Origin of the sequence: Rhizobium album, from assembly GCF_003122325.1 — a bacterium.
GTDB lineage: Bacteria > Pseudomonadota > Alphaproteobacteria > Rhizobiales > Rhizobiaceae > Metarhizobium > Metarhizobium album.
Genome location: NZ_QFBC01000003.1, coordinates 78,840 through 101,974, shown reverse-complemented (window position 1 = coordinate 101,974; position 23,135 = coordinate 78,840). Strand labels below are relative to the sequence as shown.

The 23,135-nt window shown below is 62.0% G+C and carries 23 protein-coding genes and 1 pseudogene; 8 read left to right on the top strand and 16 right to left on the bottom strand.

From position 1 onward, the window contains the following. Positions 1-15: 15 nt before the first annotated feature. Positions 16-1,908, bottom strand: a complete 1,893-nt coding sequence (locus DEM27_RS08685; RefSeq protein WP_109457833.1) for a peptidylprolyl isomerase — start codon at positions 1,906-1,908, stop codon at positions 16-18. Between the two features lie 207 nt (positions 1,909-2,115). Between DEM27_RS08685 and DEM27_RS08680 the strand changes: the two genes are divergently transcribed. From DEM27_RS08680 to DEM27_RS08670, 3 genes are all read left to right on the top strand, one after another. After that, positions 2,116-2,382, top strand: coding sequence for a hypothetical protein (locus DEM27_RS08680; protein WP_109457832.1), 267 nt, complete (start codon positions 2,116-2,118; stop codon positions 2,380-2,382). Between the two features lie 133 nt (positions 2,383-2,515). Beyond that, positions 2,516-3,151, top strand: coding sequence for an exopolysaccharide biosynthesis protein (locus DEM27_RS08675; protein WP_109458190.1), 636 nt, complete (start codon positions 2,516-2,518; stop codon positions 3,149-3,151). Positions 3,152-3,261: 110 nt separating this feature from the next. Next, on the top strand, positions 3,262-3,981 hold the full coding sequence (locus DEM27_RS08670; protein ID WP_109457831.1) for a thermonuclease family protein: 720 nt from the start codon (positions 3,262-3,264) through the stop codon (positions 3,979-3,981). An 86-nt stretch (positions 3,982-4,067) separates the two neighbouring features. On the opposite strand, the gene DEM27_RS08665 is transcribed toward DEM27_RS08670, so the two are convergent. The 3 genes from DEM27_RS08665 to DEM27_RS08655 all read right to left on the bottom strand — a co-directional run bounded on the left by DEM27_RS08665 (position 4,068) and on the right by DEM27_RS08655 (position 6,871). Further along, a complete protein-coding gene (locus DEM27_RS08665; RefSeq protein ID WP_245445738.1) occupies positions 4,068-5,222 on the bottom strand; it encodes a Tad domain-containing protein in 1,155 nt (384 codons plus the stop codon). 722 nt (positions 5,223-5,944) lie between these two features. Continuing rightward, on the bottom strand, positions 5,945-6,229 hold the full coding sequence (locus tag DEM27_RS08660) for a DMT family transporter (protein WP_109457829.1): 285 nt from the start codon (positions 6,227-6,229) through the stop codon (positions 5,945-5,947). Between the two features lie 3 nt (positions 6,230-6,232). Next, positions 6,233-6,871, bottom strand: coding sequence for a DMT family transporter (locus DEM27_RS08655; protein WP_165823376.1), 639 nt, complete (start codon positions 6,869-6,871; stop codon positions 6,233-6,235). A gap of 110 nt (positions 6,872-6,981) precedes the next feature. Here DEM27_RS08655 and DEM27_RS08650 point away from each other — a divergent pair. Both DEM27_RS08650 and DEM27_RS08645 read left to right on the top strand, forming a co-directional pair. Further along, positions 6,982-7,537 (top strand): annotated as a pseudogene (locus DEM27_RS08650) (LbetaH domain-containing protein). A 135-nt stretch (positions 7,538-7,672) separates the two neighbouring features. After that, positions 7,673-7,978 carry a hypothetical protein gene (locus DEM27_RS08645; RefSeq protein ID WP_109457827.1) on the top strand — a complete coding sequence of 102 codons (306 nt, stop codon included), beginning with the start codon at positions 7,673-7,675 and terminating at the stop codon, positions 7,976-7,978. A gap of 147 nt (positions 7,979-8,125) precedes the next feature. Here the strand turns inward: DEM27_RS08645 and DEM27_RS08640 are convergent, their stop codons facing one another. The 8 genes from DEM27_RS08640 to DEM27_RS08605 all read right to left on the bottom strand — a co-directional run bounded on the left by DEM27_RS08640 (position 8,126) and on the right by DEM27_RS08605 (position 17,289). Continuing rightward, on the bottom strand, positions 8,126-9,190 hold the full coding sequence (locus DEM27_RS08640; RefSeq protein WP_109457826.1) for an ABC transporter ATP-binding protein: 1,065 nt from the start codon (positions 9,188-9,190) through the stop codon (positions 8,126-8,128). 70 nt (positions 9,191-9,260) lie between these two features. After that, positions 9,261-9,986, bottom strand: a complete 726-nt coding sequence (locus DEM27_RS08635) for an SDR family oxidoreductase (protein ID WP_109457825.1) — start codon at positions 9,984-9,986, stop codon at positions 9,261-9,263. Positions 9,987-10,099: 113 nt separating this feature from the next. After that, the gene (locus tag DEM27_RS08630; protein WP_109457824.1) at positions 10,100-11,599 is read right to left on the bottom strand and encodes an ABC transporter substrate-binding protein; all 1,500 of its coding nucleotides are present in this window, start codon (positions 11,597-11,599) and stop codon (positions 10,100-10,102) included. Between the two features lie 93 nt (positions 11,600-11,692). Next, complete coding sequence (locus tag DEM27_RS08625) at positions 11,693-12,574, bottom strand: carbohydrate ABC transporter permease (protein ID WP_109457823.1); 882 nt, start codon at positions 12,572-12,574, stop codon at positions 11,693-11,695. Position 12,575: 1 nt separating this feature from the next. After that, positions 12,576-13,463, bottom strand: coding sequence for a carbohydrate ABC transporter permease (locus DEM27_RS08620; RefSeq protein ID WP_109457822.1), 888 nt, complete (start codon positions 13,461-13,463; stop codon positions 12,576-12,578). Between the two features lie 113 nt (positions 13,464-13,576). Beyond that, the gene (gene glpD / locus DEM27_RS08615; RefSeq protein WP_109457821.1) at positions 13,577-15,118 is read right to left on the bottom strand and encodes a glycerol-3-phosphate dehydrogenase; all 1,542 of its coding nucleotides are present in this window, start codon (positions 15,116-15,118) and stop codon (positions 13,577-13,579) included. After that, entirely contained in the window at positions 15,115-15,930 is an 816-nt protein-coding gene (locus tag DEM27_RS08610) for an HAD-IIB family hydrolase (protein ID WP_109457820.1), read from the bottom strand. The genes glpD and DEM27_RS08610 overlap by 4 nt, the downstream gene beginning before the upstream one ends. Positions 15,931-15,933: 3 nt before the next feature. After that, positions 15,934-17,289 carry an iron-containing alcohol dehydrogenase gene (locus DEM27_RS08605; protein WP_109457819.1) on the bottom strand — a complete coding sequence of 452 codons (1,356 nt, stop codon included), beginning with the start codon at positions 17,287-17,289 and terminating at the stop codon, positions 15,934-15,936. Positions 17,290-17,406: 117 nt separating this feature from the next. Here DEM27_RS08605 and DEM27_RS08600 point away from each other — a divergent pair, with 117 nt between their 5' ends. Beyond that, positions 17,407-18,393 carry a sugar-binding transcriptional regulator gene (locus tag DEM27_RS08600; RefSeq protein WP_109458189.1) on the top strand — a complete coding sequence of 329 codons (987 nt, stop codon included), beginning with the start codon at positions 17,407-17,409 and terminating at the stop codon, positions 18,391-18,393. Between the two features lie 142 nt (positions 18,394-18,535). Then, positions 18,536-20,026, top strand: coding sequence for an FGGY-family carbohydrate kinase (locus DEM27_RS08595; RefSeq protein WP_245445736.1), 1,491 nt, complete (start codon positions 18,536-18,538; stop codon positions 20,024-20,026). A 54-nt stretch (positions 20,027-20,080) separates the two neighbouring features. Here the strand turns inward: DEM27_RS08595 and DEM27_RS08590 are convergent, their stop codons facing one another. From DEM27_RS08590 to DEM27_RS08575, 4 genes are all read right to left on the bottom strand, one after another. Further along, positions 20,081-21,124, bottom strand: coding sequence for an NAD(P)-dependent alcohol dehydrogenase (locus DEM27_RS08590; RefSeq protein WP_109457817.1), 1,044 nt, complete (start codon positions 21,122-21,124; stop codon positions 20,081-20,083). A 108-nt stretch (positions 21,125-21,232) separates the two neighbouring features. Further along, positions 21,233-21,937 (bottom strand): UdgX family uracil-DNA binding protein, encoded by a 705-nt coding sequence (locus DEM27_RS08585; protein WP_420028807.1) that lies wholly within the window; start codon positions 21,935-21,937, stop codon positions 21,233-21,235. Beyond that, positions 21,924-22,238, bottom strand: coding sequence for a plasmid stabilization protein (locus DEM27_RS08580; protein ID WP_109457816.1), 315 nt, complete (start codon positions 22,236-22,238; stop codon positions 21,924-21,926). The genes DEM27_RS08585 and DEM27_RS08580 overlap by 14 nt, the downstream gene beginning before the upstream one ends. A gap of 61 nt (positions 22,239-22,299) precedes the next feature. After that, positions 22,300-22,554 (bottom strand): hypothetical protein, encoded by a 255-nt coding sequence (locus DEM27_RS08575; RefSeq protein WP_128755469.1) that lies wholly within the window; start codon positions 22,552-22,554, stop codon positions 22,300-22,302. 150 nt (positions 22,555-22,704) lie between these two features. Between DEM27_RS08575 and DEM27_RS08570 the strand changes: the two genes are divergently transcribed. Then, the gene (locus DEM27_RS08570) at positions 22,705-23,130 is read left to right on the top strand and encodes a DUF4864 domain-containing protein (RefSeq protein ID WP_109457814.1); all 426 of its coding nucleotides are present in this window, start codon (positions 22,705-22,707) and stop codon (positions 23,128-23,130) included. Positions 23,131-23,135 lie beyond the last annotated feature (5 nt).

Below are 23,135 nucleotides of genomic sequence, written 5' to 3'. Positions count from 1 at the left end.
CCCCCAATCCCGCTGTTATCGGACGGTCATCGCCTGTTCGGCGAGCGTCCGGTTGATGGAGACGCCGTATTGCGTCTGCAGTTCGCTGACCATCTGGTCGAGGATGTCGTCACCGGCAGCGCCGGCGATCGCCTTGATTTCCGCATCGTCGTTGGCCAGCACGTCGGTGGTCGGCTGTTCGTTGACTTCGGTGACCTTCAGCAGGATCTGGCCTTCGCCATCGGCGCTGGCGGCATTGGCGACGGTGCCCAGCGGGCCGCCGAATGCGGCAGTCACGGCGGTGCGGCCGAGAACCGGATCGTCGCTGTTGCGGCGCAGGCCGGTCTTTGTCTCGACGGCGATTCCCATCTCCGTAGCGAGGTCCGCCAGCGGCTTGCCCTTGGCGACTTCGTCCTTGAGGCTGGCGGCCTTGGCGGCAAGCGCTGCCTTCTGCTGCTCCGCGGTCCAATCGGCCAGCGCCTTCTCGCGGACTTCGGTCAGCGGGCGGTCGCGCTCGGCGATCACGTCGTCCACCTCGAACCAGACGTAACCGTCGCTGCCGAGCGACACCGGCGTCGTTTCGGCGCCGACGTCGGCCTTGAAGGCATCGGAGATCAAGGATGCTGCGGCCGGAAGATCCTTGACCTGTTCGCCCTGCTGATCGAGACCGCTGGCATCGACGGCATTGACGGTCACTGCCGACAGCTTGAGTTCCTTGGCGGCGTCTTCCAGTGTCGAACCGGAGGCACGCAGGTCTTCGAAACGGTCGTGGACGTTGAGAATTTCCTGGCTTGCGGCGGCAAGCGCCAGCTCGCGGCGAATGTCTTCCCTGACGTCATCCAGCGTCTTGGTGGTCTCGGCGCGGATATTTGTGACGCGGACGATGACCGGGCCGAAGGAACCCTGGACGACCGGCGTGGTGCCGCCGCTCGCCTTCACCGCGAAGGCGGCATCGGCAACGGCCGCATCGACCATGCCGTCACGGGTGAAATCACCGAGCAGCACGTCGGCCGGCGTCTTGCCCTGGTCGGTGACCAGCTGGTCGAAGGTCGTGCCGTTCTGCAGCGCCGTGGCGGCGGCATCGGCCATTTCCTTGTCGGTGAAGGTCAGCTGTTCGATGGTGCGGGTTTCCGGCGTGCGGTAGCTTTCCTTGCGCTTCTCGAAGTCTTCCTTGATGGCGTCCTCGGTGATATCGGCGGGCGCGGCGATGTCGGAGGGCTCGAGCTTCACGAAGGTGATCTTGCGGTATTCCGGAGCGCGATAACGGGCCTTGGCACCGTCGAACCAGCTCTGCAACACATCGTCCGCCGGGGTCTTGATCGGATCGATATTGGCGTTGGTCAAAAGCAGGTAGTCGATGCCGCGGCTTTCCGTACGGTAATGCTTCAGCGCGGCAACCAGGGTTGCCGGCGGCGTGAAGCCGTCGGAAACGGCATCGACGATCTGGCTGCGCACGGCAACCTTGCTGCGCTCCTGGATATAGTCGTCCTCGCGCAGGCCGGCATTGCGCAGGCGCGTCGAGAAGAGCTGGCGGTCGAACTGGCCGTTGACGGCGCGGAAGGCCGGGTCTTCGGCGATCAGCGTCGCAAGGCGGTCTTCGGAAAGGCCGAGATGCAGGTCTTCCGACAGCTGGTCGAGCGCGGCGCCGGCGACGAGCTGGGCATAGACCTGCTGGTCGATGCCGAAGGCGCGCGCCTGCTCCGGCGTCAGCTCCGTGCCGAACTGGCGGCTGAGATTGGCGACCTGTCGATGATAGGCGAGGCGGAACTCGTTGGCCGAGACCTTCTGGTCGCCGACGCTGATCACGCTGTTCGACATATCATGAACGATCGAACGCGAAACGCCCCATATGCCGAAGGAGAGGACCAGAAGCAGGAGGAGACCCTTGGCGACCCAGGTGCGGGCGCCCTTTCTCAGCAGTTCAAGCATCGGTATGCAAACCTCGTGTCAATTTCCGCGCCCTTGCGGCGAAACAATCGACGTTCCTTAAATCAATCTGCACAGGAAATGAAGCTGTGTACGGTGAAAAGCAGCACAGGGCGCCGCATCAGCCGGCTGCGACGATGAAACTGTTGCGGTGCGGGAACCAAAAAGCCAAACTCGGCGTTTAACACAGGCATTCAAAGGGAGATTTCCATGGCCGAGCTGAAGACCGCCACCGCCAAGATAGAAGCCGAGATGGCAGCCGACGATCTTGCCAACCAGATCGCCACCTTGCGCGCCGACCTTGCCAAGCTTTCCGAAAGTGTTGCAGCCCTCGGCCACGGCGCCAAGGCGGCTGCGGCGGAAGAGGCAAACCTGCTGATGGAGCGGGCGCGCGACAAGGTGCGGGAAGAGCCGCTGTTCACGCTGATCGCCACCGCCGGCATCGCTTACATGCTGGGTGTGCTCAGCCGCCGCTGAGCTTGCAATCCATCGCGACTCCATGACAGCGCCACCGGTTTACGGTGGCGCTGTGGCCGTGGCTTGCGCCACGACTATTTCATTTTCAGGCTCCATTCGCTAGTTTCGTCGCCTTCAACGAGGAATGCGCGACGTGACCATTGAATTTGCCGACAGCACCGAAAAGATGAGCGATACGCTCTATCGGACGATTGCCAGCATCGAGGGGCAGACCATAACGCTGCGTCAGTTGATGACGGCCATGGGTGAGCAGGGTTTCCTGTTCCTGTGCGCGCTTTTAACCCTGCCCTTCCTCATTCCCGTTTCCATTCCAGGCGTCAGCACGGTGTTTGGTGCGGCGATCATCATGATCAGCCTCGCCATCATTCTCAATCGCATGCCCTGGCTGCCCGCACGCTTGCTCAATCGCCAGATCGAGACGGAAAAGCTGGTACCGACGCTGCGCAAGGGGGCCGACATGGTGTCCAAGCTCGACCGTTTCGTGCGGCCGCGCCTGCGATTCCTGACGATGGCCGGCCTCGCCAACCGCCTCAACGGTGCCGCCATCATGTATGGCGGCATCCTGCTGATGTTCCCTCTTGGGCTGATTCCGTTTTCCAACACGCTGCCGGGCGTTGCCATCCTGTTGCTGGCCATCGGCATGTTGCAGCGCGACGGGATGACCGTGCTTGCCGGCTATTTCTTCCTTCTGGCGACGACGCTCTATTTCGGCGTGCTGGTCTATGCTGCCTATAGCGCCGGGCAGGGCCTGTCCGGCTTCTTCGTCTGATACGGTTCCAGCCGGGCATTTTCTGTGGTCGTGCCAAAATGGCGGCCTTGAAAAGGATTCGGAAACCATAGAGTCGCATAATCCCGCCGAAAGCAGGAAGGGTCGGGGTTATGGCAAAAGCAAAGGGTGGGGCTCGGCGCAAGACGACGGGCCGCCGGTCGAAGGCGCCGCGGACGTCGAAGCGCGCATGGCCCTGGCTGGCCTTGACGGTTCTGACTGCCGGCGGGCTTTATGCCTATGAACACCGCACCGACTGGCTGCCGCAAACGCCGAGCCAGATCGTCGTCTTCAAAAAGGAGGCCGAACAGCGCAAGGAGACGTCACCCGAAAAAACCGCATCGATCAGCCGCAAGACCGTTGTCGAGGAACGTGCGCTGCCACAGGCAAGTCGTGCCGGCACAAAAACGCAGAAGGATGTTGCAGCCATCCCGGTGCCGCAGGAACGCAAGCTCGACGAGCCGTTGGCGGGCGAGGGCTACAAGGCGCATTTCGCCTATTGCGGCACCACCGGGTTGAAGAACTGTGTCGTCGATGGCGCGACGTTCTGGCACCGGGGCATGAAGATCCGCCTCGCCGGCATCGATGCGCCAGGCATGCACCAGGCCGGTTGCGACGACGAACGCCGCCGCGGCTTTGCAGCCGCCGTCAAATTGAAGGAATTCCTGAACGCCGGCCCGTTCGACCTTGCGCCTGCCGGGGGCGAGGATGGGGAAGGAAAGGATGACAAGTTCAGGATACTCACCCGCGGCGGCAAATCGCTGGCCGACGAGTTGCTGTCGCTCGGCCTTGCCCGGCCAAAGAGCGGCGCCAGGGCAAAACCCTGGTGCTGAGCCAGCCGTCGATGACGATCTGAAGACGAAAGACCCGGCGCTGGCCGGGTCTCATGCTGTTCTTCGCCGGGCAGGGGCGGTTTGCGTCACTTTACCAGGCGGACGTTCGCCACAGCGCCGCTGCCGCCGCTGCCGGAATAGGGCTCCATCAGCCAGTTGGCGGAATTCATGATCATGGTGTTGACCACCAGCGAGATGCGGCTAACCTGGTTGGTGGTCGAGTTGTAGGTGACGTTCCTGTTCGGCAGATAGATGATGCCTTCCAGCACTTCGCCCTTCGAGCCGTTGAAGATATATTGCTGCTTGCTGGCGTTGTTGGCGGCATTGCTGGTCTTTTCGAACATCAATATGCCTTTGTAGGTGCCGCTGGTCGGGGCCGTTCCGGTGAATTTGACACCGCCGTTGACGCGCAGCTCGCTGTTGACGTCAGGGAAGTAGAATGTCACGCCTTCGGCATGGATGGTCGCATTGCTGTTGACGATCATCCGGCCCTTGATGATGTGCAGACCGGGCTGGAAGGTAATCGTCGGGCTGCCGTTGAAGGTGGTGTCGCAATGGACACCGGGATTGAGGCTGATCGTCTGGCCGTCCCTGGCGCCACTGGTGGTGCAGGTCGTCGGTACGACAGGTTCCGGCAGCTTGCCGGCATAGGGGTCTGCCTGTGCGGCGCAGCCATGCTCGACATTGGTCAGCGTGCCGCCGTTCTTGATGTATTGCGTGCCCTTGACGCAGAACTTGGCGGTATCGACCTTGGAGCCGGAATTCATGATATAGGCAGGATTGGCGGTGGAATGTACCTGGATGCTGCATCGTTCGGAATAGACGTTGGCACCGGAATTGATCAGCACGGCCTGGTTCTCATTGCCGAGCACATAGACGCAGGCTCCGTTGCTGGCCTGGCTGGCGATTGCCGTCGACGCGACGTTGATCGGCAAGGTTTCGATGCCGAGAAGAGCGAGGAACGGGGTCTTGACCGACGAATCGAGGGTGGCGGTGAGGCTGCCATCGGGGTTTTTGGAGAGGCCGAGCAACTCGTCGATGTCGATTTGCGGATCGACCTGCTTGGCGAGCATCGCCTTGGCTTCGGCGAGCTGGCTGGCGTCGTCGGATTTGGTTACGGCTGCCAGGGTTGCCGAGTCGAGAAGGCCCTGAAGGCGGGTTTTTTCGAGGTAGGCGCGGCCGAGATCGACCGAACCGCCGGCGGCGACGATCAGCAAAGGCAAAAGAAGCGCCGTCAGCACACCAAAGTTCCCGCTCCGGTTCCGGAGAAGCGCCGGTATTACGCTGCACGTTCCAGATCGCGGAGATTTGGCAGACATGATTTCCCTATCAGTGCTTAATGATTAGGTTCTCGAACCATGCGACCTGAATGCCACGGGGCACTTAAATTGGGGTTAGACGAAAAATTCAATTTTTAGGAAATGTCATTTTCGTGCGCATTTTTCGCGGTTTTGTGCCGCTCAAGATCGCTTTGCAGGCAGTAGCGGCATTAACCTGAAATCGAGGATACACGGAATTAACCATGGCAGGCCGGGCTGAATATTCGGAGGTCATGGCTCGATCATTTCACTGGCCGATTTGACGGCACCCGTATCACGGGCCTGGAGCAGCGGTATGGCCAGGATCGATCCCACCATGACAGCCAGTATCGCCAGCATAATCATTCGCAATTCTGCATCCTCTGACTTCGTCCGCTGTTGTCGTCAACGGGAATACCGGCTGTTTGTTCCGCCATTGCAAAAGTCATCGAAGACTTGCATCGCGATTCCAGTCACATGGCTATCGATGAAGGATTTGGGGAAATTAAGTCGACAAGATGTTGTGCAGTCGGCTGCGTGGAAGTGAATTTGGAATATGTTTTAGTTCCATAATGTAGATTATGCAATTTATTTATGTAGTCGCAAAGTTAGAATGCCCAGTCCCTGTCTGCTCGCCCGTCGCAATCCGCAGTGTGAAACCGACGCTAATGCACGCTGATCAATGCGGTTCCGATAACAGCGAGCGCGGCTCCGCCCCACGCATGCAGGCGTGGCATCTGGCCGCTTCTCAACCAGACCATCGGCAGGATGACGACGGGCGTCATGGAAGAAAGCGTCGAAACGATCCCGACATTTCCGGTGTTCAGCGCGGCCATCAGGAGTGACATGCCGAGCGCCGTGCCGAAAAATGCCGCCGTGATCGCAATGCCGAGATCGGCCGGGTGAAACCTGCTCGCGGCTTGCCGTCGGACCGCCGGCAGCGCAAGCAAGGCTCAGAAGAAGATCACTGCCAATCCCGATCGAATTGCCATGGCCGTGAACGGTTCGACGCCTGACGCCATCGCGGGTCGTGCCAGCAGGCTGCCAAGCGCCTGGCCAAAAGCCGTGAGGATTACGAGAGAAATTCCAAGCAAGGACGGCGGCGGCCCCACAGGAACGATGGAATCGTTCGGTTGTGCGTCGGAAAATGGCATCATTGCCGGCGGGCGACGGCGGCGAACACCGATCGCGATGATGATCCCCGTCAGGATCAGACCGACGCCGAGCCCCTGAGTTCCGGTGATCGTTTCGCCGAATGCGACGTATCCCATGATCAGCGCGAAGGGAGATGCCAGCGAGAACAGCAAGGCCGTCAGGCGTGGGCCGGCAATGTAGATGGCGGCGAAATAGGTCGTGCTGGCAATGGCGATGCCGAAGACGCCAGAGGCTGCCAGATACCAAACCTGCCAGCTTTCGAGCGTTCTCCACCCTCCCAGGGCCAAGGCGGCACAGGCCGTGATCACGAAGCCCGCCGTGATCTGCCAACGTGCAAGCCGGAGCAGCGGTACGCGTCCGTTGAGTTCGTTGATGAACATCGAACTGAGTGCGATACAGACTGCCGAACTGAGCGCAAAAGCCTCTGAAACAAACATCGAATTCCCCCTGGACATGGATTTACCCGCTCGAAGACACTAGCCTCACGAAAAAGATTGCCACGGGCACGAGGCTTTTGTCCGCGTGACTGGCAGTTCAAAGGTTCTTCATGGCTCTTCTCGATGCAAATGCTGTTCATCCCATTACCCTGCCCGACGGGACCGTCTATCGCGACACGGTCTATCTGAAGAGTGTCATAGATCATCCGCGGATGGAGATCGGTGATTTCAGTTATTATACGCATTCCGGAAAGCCGGAAGACACGGCCGCAATTCTGGCTCCGTATCTCGGGCATGGCGTTCGCGACAGGTTTCACCACCTACCCTTTTCGGATCTTCAAGCCGGAGACCTTCGGCTGCAAGGACCTGCCGGTAAAGGACACGGTTGTCGGCCACGACGTATGGATTGGCCATGACGCGGCGATCATGCCCGGCGTGCATATTGGCGCGGGCGCGATTGTCGCCGCGGCCTCGGTCGTTGCCCGTGATGTTCCGCCCTACGCCGTGGTCGGAGGCAACCCGGCGTCCATTATTCGCATGCGTTATCCCGGCGACGTTATCGACGCGCTTCTTCATCTCGCCTGGTGGGCCTGGCCGATCGACAAGATCGAGGCCAATCTCGCCGCTCTCGGCAACGGCGACATGGCGATGCTCAGGCTGGCGTGAACGATGAAAGCGCGGAATTTCGCGCGTCTGTTTCAGCAGGTGTGTCGTCGTGGCCGCTGACCTTCTGGCAAACTACGAGTTGACCGTTCCGACGTCTGAGGTGACACTCCGGCATCCAGGGAGAAGGAGACAACAATGGAAGAACCAGGCCGCTGGCGACATATGCGAACCGCGCCGAGGGACGGCAGCCGTATCCTCGTTACGATCCGGCCATCGGAACAGGGGCCGGGCGCCGTCGATCTCGCCTACTGGTCGAATGGCGATCAGTTCGGTGGAGAAGCCTGGCGTTCTTCCGATTCGGCTCCAGGCCGGATTATCGAATATGCGGAGCCGGAACTGAAATGCTGGATGCCCATGCCCGCGGCCGACGTCGATCGGATAATGTTGCCTTCCGCCTGGCAGGGCAAGGATGACGAAGAACTCGACGGGTCGGGAATCTGAGCTTCATAGAGGCCGTCGGCTGAGCGAGGTGCGAAACCCGCTGGATTGACGATGCAAGCGCGGCGCATCAGGCGACGATCTCGTGGCCTTGTGATTGTGCTACATGCGATCTGCGAAGGCGCCCTTTGCGCCCTGCCCTGTCGTGTCTCAGAGGCGCATTTCCGTTTCGGCGTCGAAGACGTGCACCTTTTCCGGGGCCGCGTCGAAACGGACTTCAACGCCTTCCGCGAACGGTCGCGAGCGATCGACGATGGCGAGGAACTGGCCGGCGGGTGCGGCGGTGCAGAGTTGCACGTCGTGGCCCATGCGTTCGACGAGCAACGCCCTGGTGCGGATCGGGCCGTCGTCGCTGACGACGGCGTCGGTCGGGCGGATGCCGCAGATGACCTTCTGGCCGGGCTTGACCGCGGCACCGGGCAGGACGCGGATCCGGCCGTTCGGGGTATCGACCGCCGGCTGCCCCTCGCCCGTCACCACCGTGCCCGGCATGAAGTTGATCGCGGCAGAGCCGATGAAATCGGCGACATATTTGCTCGCCGGCGTATCGTAGACCTCGTCGGGCGAGCCGATCTGCTCGATCTTGCCGGCGCGCATGACGACGATCTTGTCGGCCATGGTCATCGCCTCGATCTGGTCGTGGGTAACGTAGATGGTGGTGGTTTTCAGCCGGTTGTGGAGCTGGCGGATCTCGGTGCGCATGTGGGCGCGCAGCTTGGCGTCGAGGTTCGACAGCGGTTCGTCGAACAGGAACACCGAGGGTTCGCGCACCATGGCGCGGCCCATGGCGACACGCTGGCGCTGGCCGCCGGACAGTTCCTTGGGATAACGCTGCAGGTAAGGCGTCAGGTTCAGGACTTCGGCCGCCGCCTCGACGCGCCGCTTGATCTCGTCGGTCTGCACCTTGGCGACTTCGAGACTGAAGGCGATGTTGTCGTAGACCTTCATCGTCGGATAGAGCGCGTAGTTCTGGAACACCATGGCGATGTCACGGTCACGCGGATGGACGTCGTTCACCCGCTTGCCGCCGATCATCAGGTCGCCTTCGCTGACTGTTTCCAGGCCGGCGGTCATGCGCAAGAGCGTGGTCTTGCCGCAACCGGAGGGGCCGAGAAGCACGACGAACTGGTGTTCCTCGATGCGAAACGACACGTCGCGCATGATGTTGACCGCTCCGAAGGACTTGCCGATCCTGTTATATTCCACAGTTGCCATGAACACGCTCCACTGCGCCCGACCGGCGCCATAACTGCATTATTTCAAGAGAGCCGAGGCGCGGCGCGCCTCAGTATTTCTGCCGTGTCGGCGTGATGACGATTTCCTGCACGAGCGCCCGCTGCGGCAGCTGGTAGGCATTGAGAATCAGGTCGCCGACGATATCGGCCGGGATGCCGCCGCCGATCGCCGATTTGTTGGCCTTGTAGTTGGCCAGCGTCGTCTCGTCCTTGACGTGATCCAGCACTTCCGTGTCGATGATGCCGGGCGACAAGACGATAACACGCACGTCGTGCGGCGCCAGATATTCCCGCAGGCTTTCGGAGACGGCATGGACGAAAAATTTCGTGCCGCAATAGACGGTGTGATCCGGATAGACCTTGCGGCCGGCAATCGAGCTCATCATCACCAGCGTGCCCTGCTTGCGCTCGATCATGCCGTTCATGACGGCGTGAACCGTGTTCATCACGCCCTTGACGTTGATGTCGATCATCTCGTCCCAGTCTTCGGCCGGCTGCTTGGCGATATCGCCGAGACGGGCGATGCCGGCATTGGCGAACATCATGTCGACGGGGCCATGTTCCGCTTCGGCGTCGGCGACGGCTGCGGCGATCGCGGCGCGGTCGCGCACGTCCACCTGGCGCAGGACGGCGTTCGGCAGGTTGAGCGCTTTCAGCCGGTCGAGCCGGCGCGCCATCAACAGCAACGGGTGGCCGGCTGCCGAAAAGGCGCGTGCCGTCGATTCCCCGATGCCGGAACTGGCGCCGGTGATGGCGACCAACGGTTTCTTGTCCATGAACTCCTCCTCGACATTCACGAGCCTGCCCCTGGGCGAGGCTCCTCTCCCTTTATGCTGGATACGGCCGGCCGGGCCCCTGCCCGGCCGGCCGCCTTCACGCTTGCTGTCGATCAGCCCTTCAGGATGCCTTCGACCTGGCCGGCGATGTCGTCCATGGCTTCCTTCGACGAGCCGTAGCCGCCGGCGAAATACTTGCCGAGGCCGACCGGGATCGTGTCGGAGGAGATCTGTGCCCATTCCGGCAGGTCCGGCTCGGAGCCCATGTGGTTGGCGATGGTTTCGCGCACGACCTGCAGGTGGCGGGTCGTGCCGGCGCCGACGCGGGCGTTGGCCTTGATGCGCGGATCGTCATAGACGCTGGAGCGCGTCGGGCCGGTGCCGCCGCCCAGCACGGTGATGCCCACCTGGGTATCGGCGCAGGTGGCCCACTGCATGAACAGCCATGCTGCATCCGGGTTCTTCGAATATTTCGACACGGCGAGCGAGGAACCGCCCTGGTGGCCGACGCCGGGGATTTCGCCGTAGCCGGTTTCCTTGACCGTGCGCAGCGCGATCGGCTGCGGCGGAACGACGGCTTCGCAAAGACCGGAGATCTTCGTCTGGCTCGGATCGTCGAAATAGGGGAAGAATTCACCCCAGGAGAGCATGGAAGCGGCAACGCCCTGGGCAACCGCCTGTCCCTGACCGTCCCAGGTCCAGCCGTCGACGCCCGGGGGCATGATCGCCCGGAGCTTGCTGTAGTAGTCGAGGGCTGCGATGCCCTGCTCGTCATTGCCGCTGAACTTCTTGTCGGCATTGAAGATCGAGCCGCCATGGCCCCAGAGGAACGAGGTCCATTCGCATTCCAGCGCATAATGGCCCGATTTCATCTGGCCGGCATAACCGTAGGTGTTCGGACCCATCTGGTCGGTGATGGCCTTGGAGTTGGTGTACAGCTCCTCGAGCGTCGCCGGTGCCTTGAGGCCGAGCTTCTCGTAGATGTCCTTGCGGTAGATCATGATGAAGATCGGGATGTCGTAAGGTACGCCGACCCAACGATCCTCGTACTTGGCGATACCGTCGACGAGCGCCGGCAGGAAGTCGTCGAGATTGTAGTTCGGCATGGCGAGGTCGGCCTTGGCCGAATACTGCTCACGCGGATCGAAGACGTCCTGGCTGAAGCTCGCCGCCCAGCTCTGGTCGATGTAATAGAGGTCGTAGGTGCCGAGCGAGGAGGCGACGTCGAGCGTCAGCTTCTGCAGGACCTGCTCCAGCGGCAAGACTTCGATCTCGACCTTGATGCCGGTCGCTTCCTCGAAATATTTCTTGAGCTGCGAGTTGATGGCATTGGACGGCGGGGTGGATTCCGTTGCCAGCTTCAGCGTCGTGCCGGCGAAGGGCTTGCCCACGTCCTTCAGCCAGGCGATGACATCCGGCGAAGGCTGGTAGGCTTCCTGCGCCTGGGCGCTGGACATGCCGAAGAAGGGGCGATTGCCAAAACCCATGCCGAGGGCGCTGGCGCCGAGGCCAAGCTTGCCGGCAAAGCGCAGGAAATCGCGACGGTCCATCTGACCGCGGACATATTTGTCCGTTATGTTGGCCAGATAGCCTTTTCTGATGCTGTCTTTCATGTCTCTCCTCCTCAATGCGGGGCAACGTCATTGTTCCCCGCGGTTCATTCATCCTCTGGTCTGCCGGCGGGCTCTCCCGTCCCGTCCGGCGGATTACTGTTTCAGCGATCCCATCGTCAGGCCGCGCACCAGGTGGCGCTGCACCAGCATGATCACGATGAAGGCAGGTACGATCGCCGCGGCACCCAGCGCCGCCATGTTCCCCCAGGCCGTACCGATCGAGGTCACGAAGGTGGAGGAGACGACCGGAACGGTCTTGATGCTGGTCTGCGTCAGCGTCAGCACGAACAGGAATTCCGTCCATGAGAAGATGAAGCAGAGCACGGCGGTGGCGGCGATGCCGCCCTTGGCCATCGGCAGGACGATGCGCCGGAAGATGGTCCAGCGCGAGGCGCCGTCGAGCAGCGCGCTCTCGTCGATCTCGGACGGGATGTCGTCGAAGAAGCTCTTCATCAGCAGCACCGCCAGCGGCAGGTTCATCAACCCGTGTACCAGGATGACGCCGAGATAGGTGTCGAGCAGGCTGAACTGCTTGAAGATGAAGAACATCGGCACGGCGACGGCCACCGGCGGCATCATGCGGGTGGACAGCACCCAGTTGACGAACTCATGCCGTCCGCGAAAATGCATGCGCGACAGGCAATAGGCGGCGAGCGTGGCGACGACGATAGCAAGCACGGTCGACATCGAGGCGATGACGATTGAATCCCACAGGCGCGGCGCCATGTAGAAATTGCCGCCGCCCGGCGTCACCGCCTCCTGGGCACCGAAACCGAAACCCAGCGATATGCCGAAGACCTGTTCGAAGTTGCGCGCCGTCGGCTCGAAATCGACGAAGATCGGCGGCCAGTTGAAAATATCCTTGGCGTTGCGGAAAGCGACCGTCGTCCAGAAATAGATCGGGAAGAAGAAGACGCCGACAACGAGCCATCCGGCGATGGTACGAAGCGTTCTGATACCGCGACTCTGGTGCATCTTACCACCTCACCTTGAAGACACGGATGAAGATATTGGCGAGCACCATGATGATCGCCAGGCTGACGAGGCTCAATGTTGCGCCGTAACCCCACTTGATGAAGCTGAAGGTCTGTTGCCAGGCATAGAGGCTCAGCGTGTAGGTGGCCGTGCCCGGCCCGCCGGAGGTCATGACGAAGACGTAGTCGAAGACACGGAACAGATCGATGCCACGCAGCAGCACGGCGACGGCGATCACCTTCGACATCATCGGCAGCGTCAGGCGGCGGAACATCTGGAAGGCGGAGGCACCGTCTATCATCGCCGCTTCGTAGGGCTCGGCCGGAAGCGAGCGCAGGCCGGCCATGAAGATCAGCACCATGAAGGGTGTCCATTGCCAGATCTCGGCCACCAGCACGCCGGCCAGCGCCGTGGAGGACGTGGCGAGGATCGGTGTCGTCTTGTCCAGCAATCCCAATGAGTTGAGTATATAGGTCAGCACCCCGAACTGGGCGTCCTCCATCAGCAGGAACATCATGCCGGCGATGGCGGGCGGAATGACCAGCGTCAGCGACAGGATGGCGCGCAGCCCGCCGAAACCCGGCAATTCCGCATCGAGCAGCAGCGCGATCGCCATGCCGAGCACGATCTCGAAGACCAGCGCCACGGCAAAATAGACGAAGGTGACGCCGAGCGAACTCCAGAAGCGGGTGTCTTCCCAGAGTTGCTGCCAGTTCTGCATGCCGACAAACTGGATGGCGCGCTTGCGCGGGAAATATTCGTGGAAGCTCAGCCAGATATTGTAGAACAGCGGATAGATGGTGAAGACCACCAGCAGCGCGACGAGCGGCGCCAGCCAGGGAATCGGCGAATCCGAAATAGCGATACGTTTGACCTGTGCGACGGCCATTCCTGCAGTCCCTCCTCCTGCCGTCTCGCCCCCTCCTCCGGGGTTCTCTAGACGGCATTCCGTACCTCAAGCATTTGCCGCACCGGCGAAAACTCTTCGCCGGTGCTGTCGTGTCAGCCCGCCTGCTTCATCAGCGGCTTCGCCATGTCCTTCCGTAATTCCGTTATCCAGAGATCGAGTGCTTCGATCTCCTGCGCTGTCATCCTCAGGCCGCTCTTGGTGCGGCGCCATACGATATCCGCGGCGCAGAGCGTGAACTCGCGCTGCATGAGAAAGAGAACTTCCGCTTCGGTCAGCGACCCTCCGAAGTCGCGCCCGAGATCGGCTGCGGATTTCGCCCTGCCAAGAATGATGCGGGCGTCCGTGCCGTAATGTTTCACCAGCCTACGGGCTTCCTTCTCGCTTAGGAAGGGGTAATCGCGCCGAAGGTGCGTTGCGAGCGTGCCGGCGCCGCCGACCGGAAAATCGCCGCCCGGCAAGGGTTTGGTGGCTGTCCATCCGGCATGGCGGGTCCAGTCCGGAAAGATTGCCGCCAACCGTTCGAGCGCGTCTTCCGCCAGGCAGCGGAAGGTGGTGATCTTGCCGCCGAAGACGGAAAGCAGCGGGGCTGCGCCGTTTTCCTTGTCGACGGCCAGCACGTAGTCGCGTGTCGTCTTCTGGGCGTTTTCCGCGCCGTTGTCGAACAGGGCGCGAACGCCGGAATAGCTCCAGACGACGTCGCCGGGTGCGATCGTCTTGCTGAAATAGGAGGATGCCGCTTCGCAGAGATAGGCGATCTCTTTCTCCGAGGCGCGGACGTTCGACAGTTCGCCCTTGAAATCCTGGTCGGTGGTGCCGATGAGGGTGAAATCTTCCTCGTAGGGGATCGAGAAGAAGATCCGGCCGTCCGGGTTCTGGAAGATGTAGCAGCGGTCGTGGTCGTAGAGCTTGTCGACGACGATGTGCGAGCCCTGCACCAACCGCAGAGATCCCGGCGCCTTGAGCTTGACCGTCGATGACAACACCTGATCGACCCACGGCCCGGCAGCATTGACGAGCGCCCGGGCGCGGATGGTTTCCTGTTCGCCGGTTTCCGTGTCCTGCACCGTCACCAGCCATTCGCCGTTTTCCCGGCGGGCTTCGGTGCAGCGGGTGCGAACGCGGATGTCGGCGCCTTTGGAACGGGCGTCGCGGGCGTTCAGCACGACCAGGCGATTGTCCTGTACCCAGCAGTCGGAATATTCGAAACCGACCGACGAGACATCGTGCAGCGGCGCGCCGAGCGGATTGGTGGTCAGCCTGAGCGTTTCGGTGCCTGGCAGCATCTTGCGGCCGCCGAGATGGTCGTAGATGAACAGGCCGAGCCGCAGCATCCATGCCGGGCGCAGGCCCTTGCGATGCGGCAGCACGAAACGCAGCGGCCAGATGATGTGCGGTGCAATCGCCCAGAGGCGTTCGCGTTCGGTCAGCGCATGGCGGACGAGCTTGAAATCGTAATGTTCGAGATACCGCAGGCCGCCATGGATGAGTTTTGTCGAGGCCGACGACGTCGCCGAGCCGAGGTCGCCCTGCTCGCAAAGGAAAACGCCGAGGCCTCGCCCGGCCGCATCGCGGGCGATGCCGCAGCCGTTGATGCCGCCGCCGATGATTGCGAGGTCGAAGCGCCGGGTCGTCATGCGGCACCTGCCCTGGCGCGCCGCGCCGCCAGCAGCCGCTCGGCCACCTCAACGAAACCGAAGCCGCCTTCCTTCTGCGTCACATAGGCCGGCTCCGCCTCCATCTGGCCGCGGAAATGCAGGACGTTGGCGACACCGCAGGCATTCGGGAAGAAGCCGAACATCGGCGCGTCGTTGGGGCTGTCGCCGACGAAGACGATGCGATCCTTCCCGGCGTCGAGGTCGACATCGAGGATTTCGCGGGCAAACCGCTTCGACATGGTCAGCTTGTCGTATTCGCCGAACCAGCCGTTGACATGGATGGACGAGACCTTGGCGACGCCGCCCTCCTCCTCGAAGATCTGCTTGATGCGGTCGATATCACCGCGCGGCAGGGCCGGCACGTCCTCGCAGAAATCGATGGCGAGATCCGCTTCGCGGTAAAGCTGGTCGGCGGAAACGGCGGCACCCGGCACCTCGCGCAAAATGCGCTCGCGCACGGACACCAGCCGTTCGCGATCTTTCGCACGTGTCTCGGCGGGAATGGCGAAGCTGCGGCGCATCTTGCGAGCCGCCTCGTCGTAGGAGAAATAGAACGCACCGTTTTCGCCGACGACGCCGGTGACCGGCCACATGCGGGCGATCATGTCGCACCAGCCGGCCGGGCGGCCGGTGATCGGTGCGACGGCGATGCCCGCCTTCATCAGGTCTTCGAGCGCCTGATAGGCGCAGCCCGGAAGCCGTCCTTCATGGGTCAGCGTGTCGTCGATATCCGCAAACAGGATCGTGATATTTGCGGCGGTCTCGAGCGGCATGTCGGCTACCGGGCGCATGGCTTAAACCTCGTCTGCTGCGAATTCTTCGAGGATGCCCGCATCGGCGGCGAGATCCAGGAAGGAATAGCGGTTGCGCATTTCGCGGCAATGGACGACGGCCTCGCGGTAGAATTCCGAGGGCAGGCCGAGGTCGCGGCCGGTCATCGGACCTTCGGCAGCGGCAAGCAGCCGGCTCATTTCGTCGATGGGGATGATGAAGGCCAGCAGTTCCTGGCGCAGCTCGGGCCACAGGGCTTCGAGCTTGGCGTTGAGTTCCGCCGCACCTTTTTCGTCAAAAATCTTCGGCTGGATTTCGGCAAAGCATTGCGCGGCGACTTCGGCGCCCATGCGTTTCGCCATGCCGTCGCGATCGATCCGGGTCTGCTTGATGACCGGCGGCTTGTCGCTCGCCAGCATCTGCTGCTGCAGGCGGCCCATGGTGAGCACGCCGGCGCCCACCTGCTGGCCGTGCAGCGTGCCCTTGTGCAGGTCGCCGGCAAAGCAATCGATGTAATGGGAGATCTGGTGTTCGCCCATCGAGCCGTGGTTCGACATGCCGGTGAAGGAAATGCCGAGGCCGCAGAGCGTCAATACACGGTAGAGATAGCCCTGGGCCGAGACATCGCCCTTCGGCAGCAGGCCGGCACGGGCGTTGAGTTCACGCTCGTCGTGTTCCTGGATGGTGTAGGGAACCGTCTTGTACAGGGTTCCGAACAGACGGTGCGAAAGCCACCAGTCTACCTGCGCGACGGAGCGCACCAGGCAGTCGGCAAAACCGGCAGCGGCAAGATGCTTGGGAGCGGCGGCCGAAACGCCGAGATCGACAAAGAAACCAGCCGGCGTATGCGACGGCAAGGATACTTTGAGGCCGCTTTCGAGGGTGATCGAAGCGGTCGAGGAGGTGTAGCCGTTCATCGAACCGGCGGTTCCGAAGACACAGTAGCGGCGACCGTCGAGGCCGGTAACGAACTTGCAGAGGTCGTTGACCGTGCCCGAACCGACGGCGACGATGGCTTCGGAATGTTTCAGCTTGTCCTTCATCATCTCCACATGCGCCATGTCGGCATGCGGATGATCGAGGATGACGGTATCGACAGGACCGAGGCTTTTCAGCGACTTGGCGATACGGGAGCCCATGGCGTCCCAGGTATCGGCATCGGCGACGACGGTGAATTTTTCGCCAAGCTTCAGGCTGGCAACCAGATCGGCTTCGGCGCCGTCAAGGCTCTCTTCGATGACGATCCGTTCATAAGGCACGCTTGCGGGCTTGCCCGTTTCCGGATTGACCCAGCGGCCGGCGACCATGTCGTCTATTTGTGCTGTCCAACCGCCGGCCGGCGCATCGGCCCGGCGCGTGGTTTGCGATGCCGTTTCCATATCCCTAGACCTGCTCGTTTTTTCTTGATGAACAAAAGACACCCTTGCTTGGCACTTGTCAAGACAGAAGACAGGCGGAATTGACAAATGCCACCGCTTGCCGCCAAGGTGCGTTTCATGTCCGAGATGATTTCAGAAAAGAGCCAGGCCCCGGATCGGTCGCTGAACCTGCCGACGGAATTCGACGACGCCGTCGTCTGGGCGGCGTGGCTTTATTATGCCGACCAGCTGACGCAGAGCGAGATCGCCAAGCGGCTCGGGGTTTCGCGCGCCACCATCGTCAACTATCTGCAGGAAGCGCGCGAGCGCGGCATCGTGTCGATCCGAATCTCCAGCGAAGCCAACGGCCGGACGACGCTGGCGCGAAAACTCACCGAAAAATATGGCCTCGACGGTGTTTTTATCATTCCGTCGCTGGACGATGGACATCTGGTCGACCGGCTTGGCGAGGCGGGCGCGCGGGTGCTCGCCGAGCAGATCAAGCCGGGCGATACGATCGGGGTCGCCTGGGGACGCACGGTGCTTGCCGTTGCCGACCTGATTTCGCTGCCTCAGCCGATCGAAAATCTCACCGTCGTGCAGGTGACCGGCAGTTCGACCGGAAGCCCGGATTTTTCCGCCGAACTCTGCACCTCGGTGATGTCGAGCCGCATCAAGGCGCGCTGCGTCAATCTTCTGGCGCCCGCCGTGCTGACGACGCGTGAACTCAAGGAGATGCTGCTCGACGAGCCGGTGCTGAAGAAGCAGTTCGAGCTGATCCATTCCACCGATCGGATCGTCTTCGGCGTCGGCGATATCGGCGTGAAGAGCACGGTGCGGGCATCCGGTATCGCCAGCCAGGAGGATATCGACGAATATGTCCGCCATGGCGCCGTCGGCGTGATCATCGGCCGCTTCATCGATGCTGCCGGCCGGCCGTTGCTGGGCGATCTCGACGATCGCATGGTCGGCCTTGCGCTGGAAGAGCTGCAGCAGGTGCCGAGCCGCATCTGCGTTGCCGGAGGAAAAACCAAGATCACCGCGATCCACGCGACACTGATCGGTGGCTACGCAACCCATTTCGTAACCGACATCGCGACGGGAGAAGCGTTGCTCGGCAAATAGAGAATTTCCGCTTTTCTCCGAAACGCGAAAATGCTCTATCCCTTTGTTTTTACGCAATTCCGGACGCAAAACCGCTACGCACTTTTGCTGGAATTGCTCTAGGTCTGACGAGGAGGACAGGATGTCGCGGGAGGAGCGGTATGTGATTGGGATCGATAGCTCGACCCAATCCGTGAAGGCAATCGTATGGGCAAAGGACGGCACGGCGGCGGCGGAAGGCCGCGCGCCGCTGGACATCCTCCAGCCGGATGCGATGCGTGCCGAGCAGAATGCCGAGGACTGGTGGCGTTCGGCGGTGACGGCAATCCGGCAGGTGACCGGCGCCATCGATCCCGCCTTGATCGACGGCATAGCCATTTCGAACCAGCGCGAGACCATGGCGCTCGTCGATGCCGACGGCAAGCCGCTGGCGCCGGCAACGCTCTGGCTCGACCGAAGGGCCGCCGAGATCACCAAGGTCATGGCGGCGGAAATCGGCGACCATGAGATGCATCGCATCTCCGGCAAGCCGGTGGATTGTATCCCTTGCGTCTACCGGCTGCGCTGGTACCGGGAATATATGCCGGAGCTGTTGGACAGTGCCGCCGGCATCGTCGATGTGCATGGCTTCCTGACGCGGCGGCTGACGGGAGCCTCGGCTGCGACATGGACCAGCGCCGACCCCTTCGGCATTCTCGACATCCATGAAAAGCAGTGGTCGCGCACCATCCTCGACCATCTGAAAATCCCGACAACAAAGCTGCCGAAGCTGCTGCGGCCGGGCGAACGCGTCGGCGCTATTACCGAGACGGCGGCAGCCGAAACCGGGCTGAAGGCCGGGACGCCGGTTTTTGCCGGCGGCGGCGACGGCCAGTGCGCCGGCCTCGGCGTCGGGGCGATCAAGCCCGGTGTCGTCTACCTCAACCTCGGGACGGCCGTCGTCGGTGGCGTCTGGTCGCCGACGGCGGAGATCAGCAAGGCCTGGCGGACGCTGGTCTCGCCGACGGGCGACGGCTACATCCTGGAATCGGTGCAGCGGGCCGGTGCATTTTTCGTCAACTGGTTCGTCGACAATTTTGCCGGAGGGCGGTCGGAAGCGACGTTCCGCCGGCTGGAGGAAGCAGGGCTAAAGATGCCGGTCGGCTCCGAAGGCGTTACCGTCTGCTCGCACCTGATGGGCTGCCTCGATCCCTACTGGGATATCGAATCGACGGCGACCTTCACCGGCCTCGGGCCGCAGCACACGCAGGCGCATCTCTACCGCGCCGGGCTGGAAGCCATCACGCTCGAATTTGCCCGGGCACTGAAGCTGATGCGCGCGGCCGGCCTGTCGCTGGAGCAGATCCTGGTGATCGGCGGCGGCGCCGACAGCCGGTTGTGGCTGAAGATCGTTGCCGACTCCACCGGGTTGCCGGTGGTGCGCAGCCTCTCGAACGAAGCGTCGGCGCTGGGGGCGGGTATTTCGGCGGCGGTCGGATCCGGCTGGTTCCCGTCCTTCGACACTGCGGTCGGCGCGATGACGCGGGTGGCCGAACGCATCGAGCCGGACCTGTCCGCCGCGCCGCAATGGGAAGCTTTGTCGCGCAAGCAGGCAGCCGTCTATTTCGCCAACCGGCACCTGGAAGAGGTGGCGAAACACTATCAGGTCGGGTGACCGACCGGCCCACCCCTTACCGCGTTTGCTGCGGCAAGGGGTGGGCCGCGATGTTTATTCCATGACGATCTGTAGCTTGACGTCGCTGGGCCGCGCTTCCACGGCGCGGTCGAAGGCCTTGATCGCGTCCTCGAAACCGAACGTATCGGAAATCAGCGGCTTGAGATCGACGCGACCGGAGCCCAGCAGCGCGATGGAGCGCTCGTACTGGTGGGCGTAGCGGAACACCGATTCGATGCGCAACTCCTTGGTGGATGCCGTCGAGACGTCGAAGGCAACCGGATTGACCGGCAGGCCGACTGCGACGATGACGCCGCCCGGGCGCGGCAGGTCCATGATCGTCTCCCAGGCTTTCGGCGAACCGGAGCATTCGAAGATTACGTCGGCGCCCCATCCGTCCGTCAGCGCCTTGACCTCTTCCACGAGGTTCTTTTCCCGGATGTTGACCGGGATCACGCCCTGATAGAGCGCGGCGATATCGAGCTTCGGCTGGGCCAGATCAGCGACGATGGCGCGGGCGCAGCCGCCGGCAAGGGCTGCAATCGCCACCATGGTGCCGATCGGGCCGGCGCCGAGAACGACGGCGGTATCGCCAGGAACGATTTTCGCCTTGGTCGCCGCCTGCATGCCGACCGCGAAAGGTTCGACCATGGCGCCTTCGGCAAAGCTGACATTGTCGGGGAGCTTGTAGGTATAGTTGGCGGGATGGACGACATAGGGTGTCAACACGCCATGGACCGGCGGCGTCGCCCAGAAGACCACGGCCGGATCGACATTGTACATGCCGAGGCGGCTCGCCTTCGAATTCGGATCGGGAATACCGGGTTCCATGCAGACGCGGTCTCCGACTTTCAGGTGGGCAACCCCTGCCCCGACCTCGACGACCGTACCCGCAGCCTCGTGACCGAGCACCATCGGCTCGTTGACGACGAACGGGCCGATCTTGCCGTGCGTATAATAATGCACATCCGAACCACAGACGCCGACGGTGTGGATCTTGATCTTCACCTCGTCGCGGCCGGTCGCCATCGGCAGGTCGATGTCACGCAGGGCCAGTTCATGCTGGCGTTCGAGAACAAGCGCACGCACTTTCGTCATCGGATAGGTCCTCCCAGGTTGCCCTCCTATACCGCGCCGTCTCAACCGTGGTAAAGTGGCAAAGACGATGCGGTCTCGAAGGTATGATGGAGGATGCGTGCCGTACGTTCAGTGCTGCGCGGATGTCTGCTTCAGAAACGGAACTGCCTTCGTGAGGTCCTGGACGAAGAGCCGGCGTTCGGCTTCGATATCGCCCTGCGCACGAAGACGCAGAAGGAATGAAGGGTGTATGGTTACCAGAACCGGATGCCCCGCCGGCGTCTCCAGCAACTTTCCGCGCTGCTTCATCAGACCGACCGATCGACCGAGCAGGGCAAGAAGCGCCGTCGCTCCAAGCGCCACGACAAGCTTCGGCTTGACGATATCGAGTTCGCCGCCGAGCCACCAGGCACAGGCGCGTACCTCTCCTGCATTCGGCTTTGAATGCAGGCGCCGCTTGCCACGTTGCTCGAACTTGAAGTGTTTGACTGCGTTGGTGACGTAACAGTCGGCCCGGTCGATGCCTGCCTCGGACAGGCATTCATTGAGCAGTCGGCCGGCCGGGCCGACAAAAGGGCGGGCTGCCAGATCTTCCTTGTCTCCCGGTTGTTCACCGACAAGAACGATGGAGGCTGCCTTTGTTCCCTCGCCGAAGACGACGTGTGTTGCATGACGATAGAGCTCGCAACGTTCACACGCTTGCGCCTCGTCACGCATGCGTTTCAGCGAGGAGGTATGCGAGTGGGGCTCCTGATAGGCAATGCCGGATGCCAAAACGCGCGAATCCGTATCGCGCGTCCGCATCGATGCTTTGGAACCGTCAGTGGCTTGCATGCTGTTCGTTGCGCTTGCGGGTCGCAGCCGCTTTTTTCGCCGAGGCGGAGCGTTCTGCTGGCGACCGGTTGGCAGACGCTTCGCCGCCTTTCTTGCCACCCTTCTTTGCCGAGGCGTTGGTATCGGGATGGCCGCGGCCGGAGCCGGACTTGTTGCCGCCGCCGCTGTCCTTGTTGACCGTCGCCCAGGCGCGACGTTCAGCCTCCTTGGCCGAAACGCCGCGGTCCTCGTAACCTTCGGCAATATGGTCGGCCTTGCGTTCCTGCTTCTCGGTGTATTTCGATTTGTCGCCTCTGGGCATCGTCGTTCTCCTTTTTCGAACTGCCCATCCGAACCCGGGGAGAGGGCAAATGTTCCAGACTCTAGCAGGCCGCTTCCGGATCGGTGGTGTAGAGCAGCGCCACCATGCGTCCGTTTTCATCAACGAGAATCGTTGCCTTGACTTCGTTGCAACCGGCCCGTTTCTGCACGGTATTGGTGACGTCGTTGTAAGAAACCTGCACTTCCGGCAGTGGTGAGAAACCGACGTCGCTTTCGAGCGCAGCCGAGGCGGGGAAGGCAGCGGTCAACAGGAAACCCGCTGCCGCGACTGACGTCGCGGGCATGGACCGAGACATGATGTTCTCCAATTCATCCTAGATGACCAAGGGAACTGGCAGGACGGGATTTGGTTCCGCGTTCGTGTTGCAAAGCAGGCAAAAGGAAGGCGCCGCTTTCCAAACAAGCATTCCGTCCTAATATTCTTCCTTCGTCGAAGGAGAATCACCATGCGCCTTTCGCAAGTCCTTGCCGTCAGTGCCCTTCTTCTTGCCGTGCCGCCCGCTGCCCTTGCCGAAGACCCCGTGGTGGCGGGGCAATCGATCATCGAGCGCCAGATCGCCGCCTTTCTGAAGAACGATGCCGATGCCGCTTATTCATATGCGTCGCCGACGATCAAATCGATCTTTCCGGATAAGGATCGTTTCTTCGACATGGTGCGGAAAAGCTACACGCCGGTCTATCGCCCCGGCAATTATGCCTTCGGCCGCTCGAAAAGCATCAATGGCGGCGAGACGGTGATCCAGGAACTCTTGATCACCGGTACCGAAGGCAAGGATTATTCGGCGCTCTACCAGCTGCAGCGCCAGCCCGATGGCAGCTACAAGATCAACGGGGTGCAGATGCTCCGCACGACGCAGAGCACCGGTATCTGACGGTC

Excerpts from the sequence above, each read along its gene's own strand:
- DEM27_RS08655 (WP_165823376.1), bottom strand. The coding sequence starts at position 6,871 with ATGTTTGTTTCAGAGGCTTTTGCGCTCAGTTCGGCAGTCTGTATCGCA.
- DEM27_RS08610 (WP_109457820.1), bottom strand. The coding sequence starts at position 15,930 with ATGCGCCCGGTAGCCGACATGCCGCTCGAGACCGCCGCAAATATCACG.
- DEM27_RS08585 (WP_420028807.1), bottom strand. The coding sequence starts at position 21,937 with ATGCAAGCCACTGACGGTTCCAAAGCATCGATGCGGACGCGCGATACG.
- DEM27_RS08605 (WP_109457819.1), bottom strand. The coding sequence starts at position 17,289 with ATGGAAACGGCATCGCAAACCACGCGCCGGGCCGATGCGCCGGCCGGC.
- DEM27_RS08580 (WP_109457816.1), bottom strand. The coding sequence starts at position 22,238 with ATGCCCAGAGGCGACAAATCGAAATACACCGAGAAGCAGGAACGCAAG.
- DEM27_RS08635 (WP_109457825.1), bottom strand. The coding sequence starts at position 9,986 with ATGGACAAGAAACCGTTGGTCGCCATCACCGGCGCCAGTTCCGGCATC.
- DEM27_RS08670 (WP_109457831.1), top strand. The coding sequence starts at position 3,262 with ATGGCAAAAGCAAAGGGTGGGGCTCGGCGCAAGACGACGGGCCGCCGG.
- DEM27_RS08680 (WP_109457832.1), top strand. The coding sequence starts at position 2,116 with ATGGCCGAGCTGAAGACCGCCACCGCCAAGATAGAAGCCGAGATGGCA.
- DEM27_RS08600 (WP_109458189.1), top strand. The coding sequence starts at position 17,407 with ATGTCCGAGATGATTTCAGAAAAGAGCCAGGCCCCGGATCGGTCGCTG.
- DEM27_RS08630 (WP_109457824.1), bottom strand. The coding sequence starts at position 11,599 with ATGAAAGACAGCATCAGAAAAGGCTATCTGGCCAACATAACGGACAAA.
- DEM27_RS08570 (WP_109457814.1), top strand. The coding sequence starts at position 22,705 with ATGCGCCTTTCGCAAGTCCTTGCCGTCAGTGCCCTTCTTCTTGCCGTG.
- DEM27_RS08575 (WP_128755469.1), bottom strand. The coding sequence starts at position 22,554 with ATGTCTCGGTCCATGCCCGCGACGTCAGTCGCGGCAGCGGGTTTCCTG.
- DEM27_RS08645 (WP_109457827.1), top strand. The coding sequence starts at position 7,673 with ATGGAAGAACCAGGCCGCTGGCGACATATGCGAACCGCGCCGAGGGAC.
- DEM27_RS08685 (WP_109457833.1), bottom strand. The coding sequence starts at position 1,908 with ATGCTTGAACTGCTGAGAAAGGGCGCCCGCACCTGGGTCGCCAAGGGT.
- glpD (WP_109457821.1), bottom strand. The coding sequence starts at position 15,118 with ATGACGACCCGGCGCTTCGACCTCGCAATCATCGGCGGCGGCATCAAC.
- DEM27_RS08640 (WP_109457826.1), bottom strand. The coding sequence starts at position 9,190 with ATGGCAACTGTGGAATATAACAGGATCGGCAAGTCCTTCGGAGCGGTC.
- DEM27_RS08625 (WP_109457823.1), bottom strand. The coding sequence starts at position 12,574 with ATGCACCAGAGTCGCGGTATCAGAACGCTTCGTACCATCGCCGGATGG.
- DEM27_RS08620 (WP_109457822.1), bottom strand. The coding sequence starts at position 13,463 with ATGGCCGTCGCACAGGTCAAACGTATCGCTATTTCGGATTCGCCGATT.
- DEM27_RS08590 (WP_109457817.1), bottom strand. The coding sequence starts at position 21,124 with ATGACGAAAGTGCGTGCGCTTGTTCTCGAACGCCAGCATGAACTGGCC.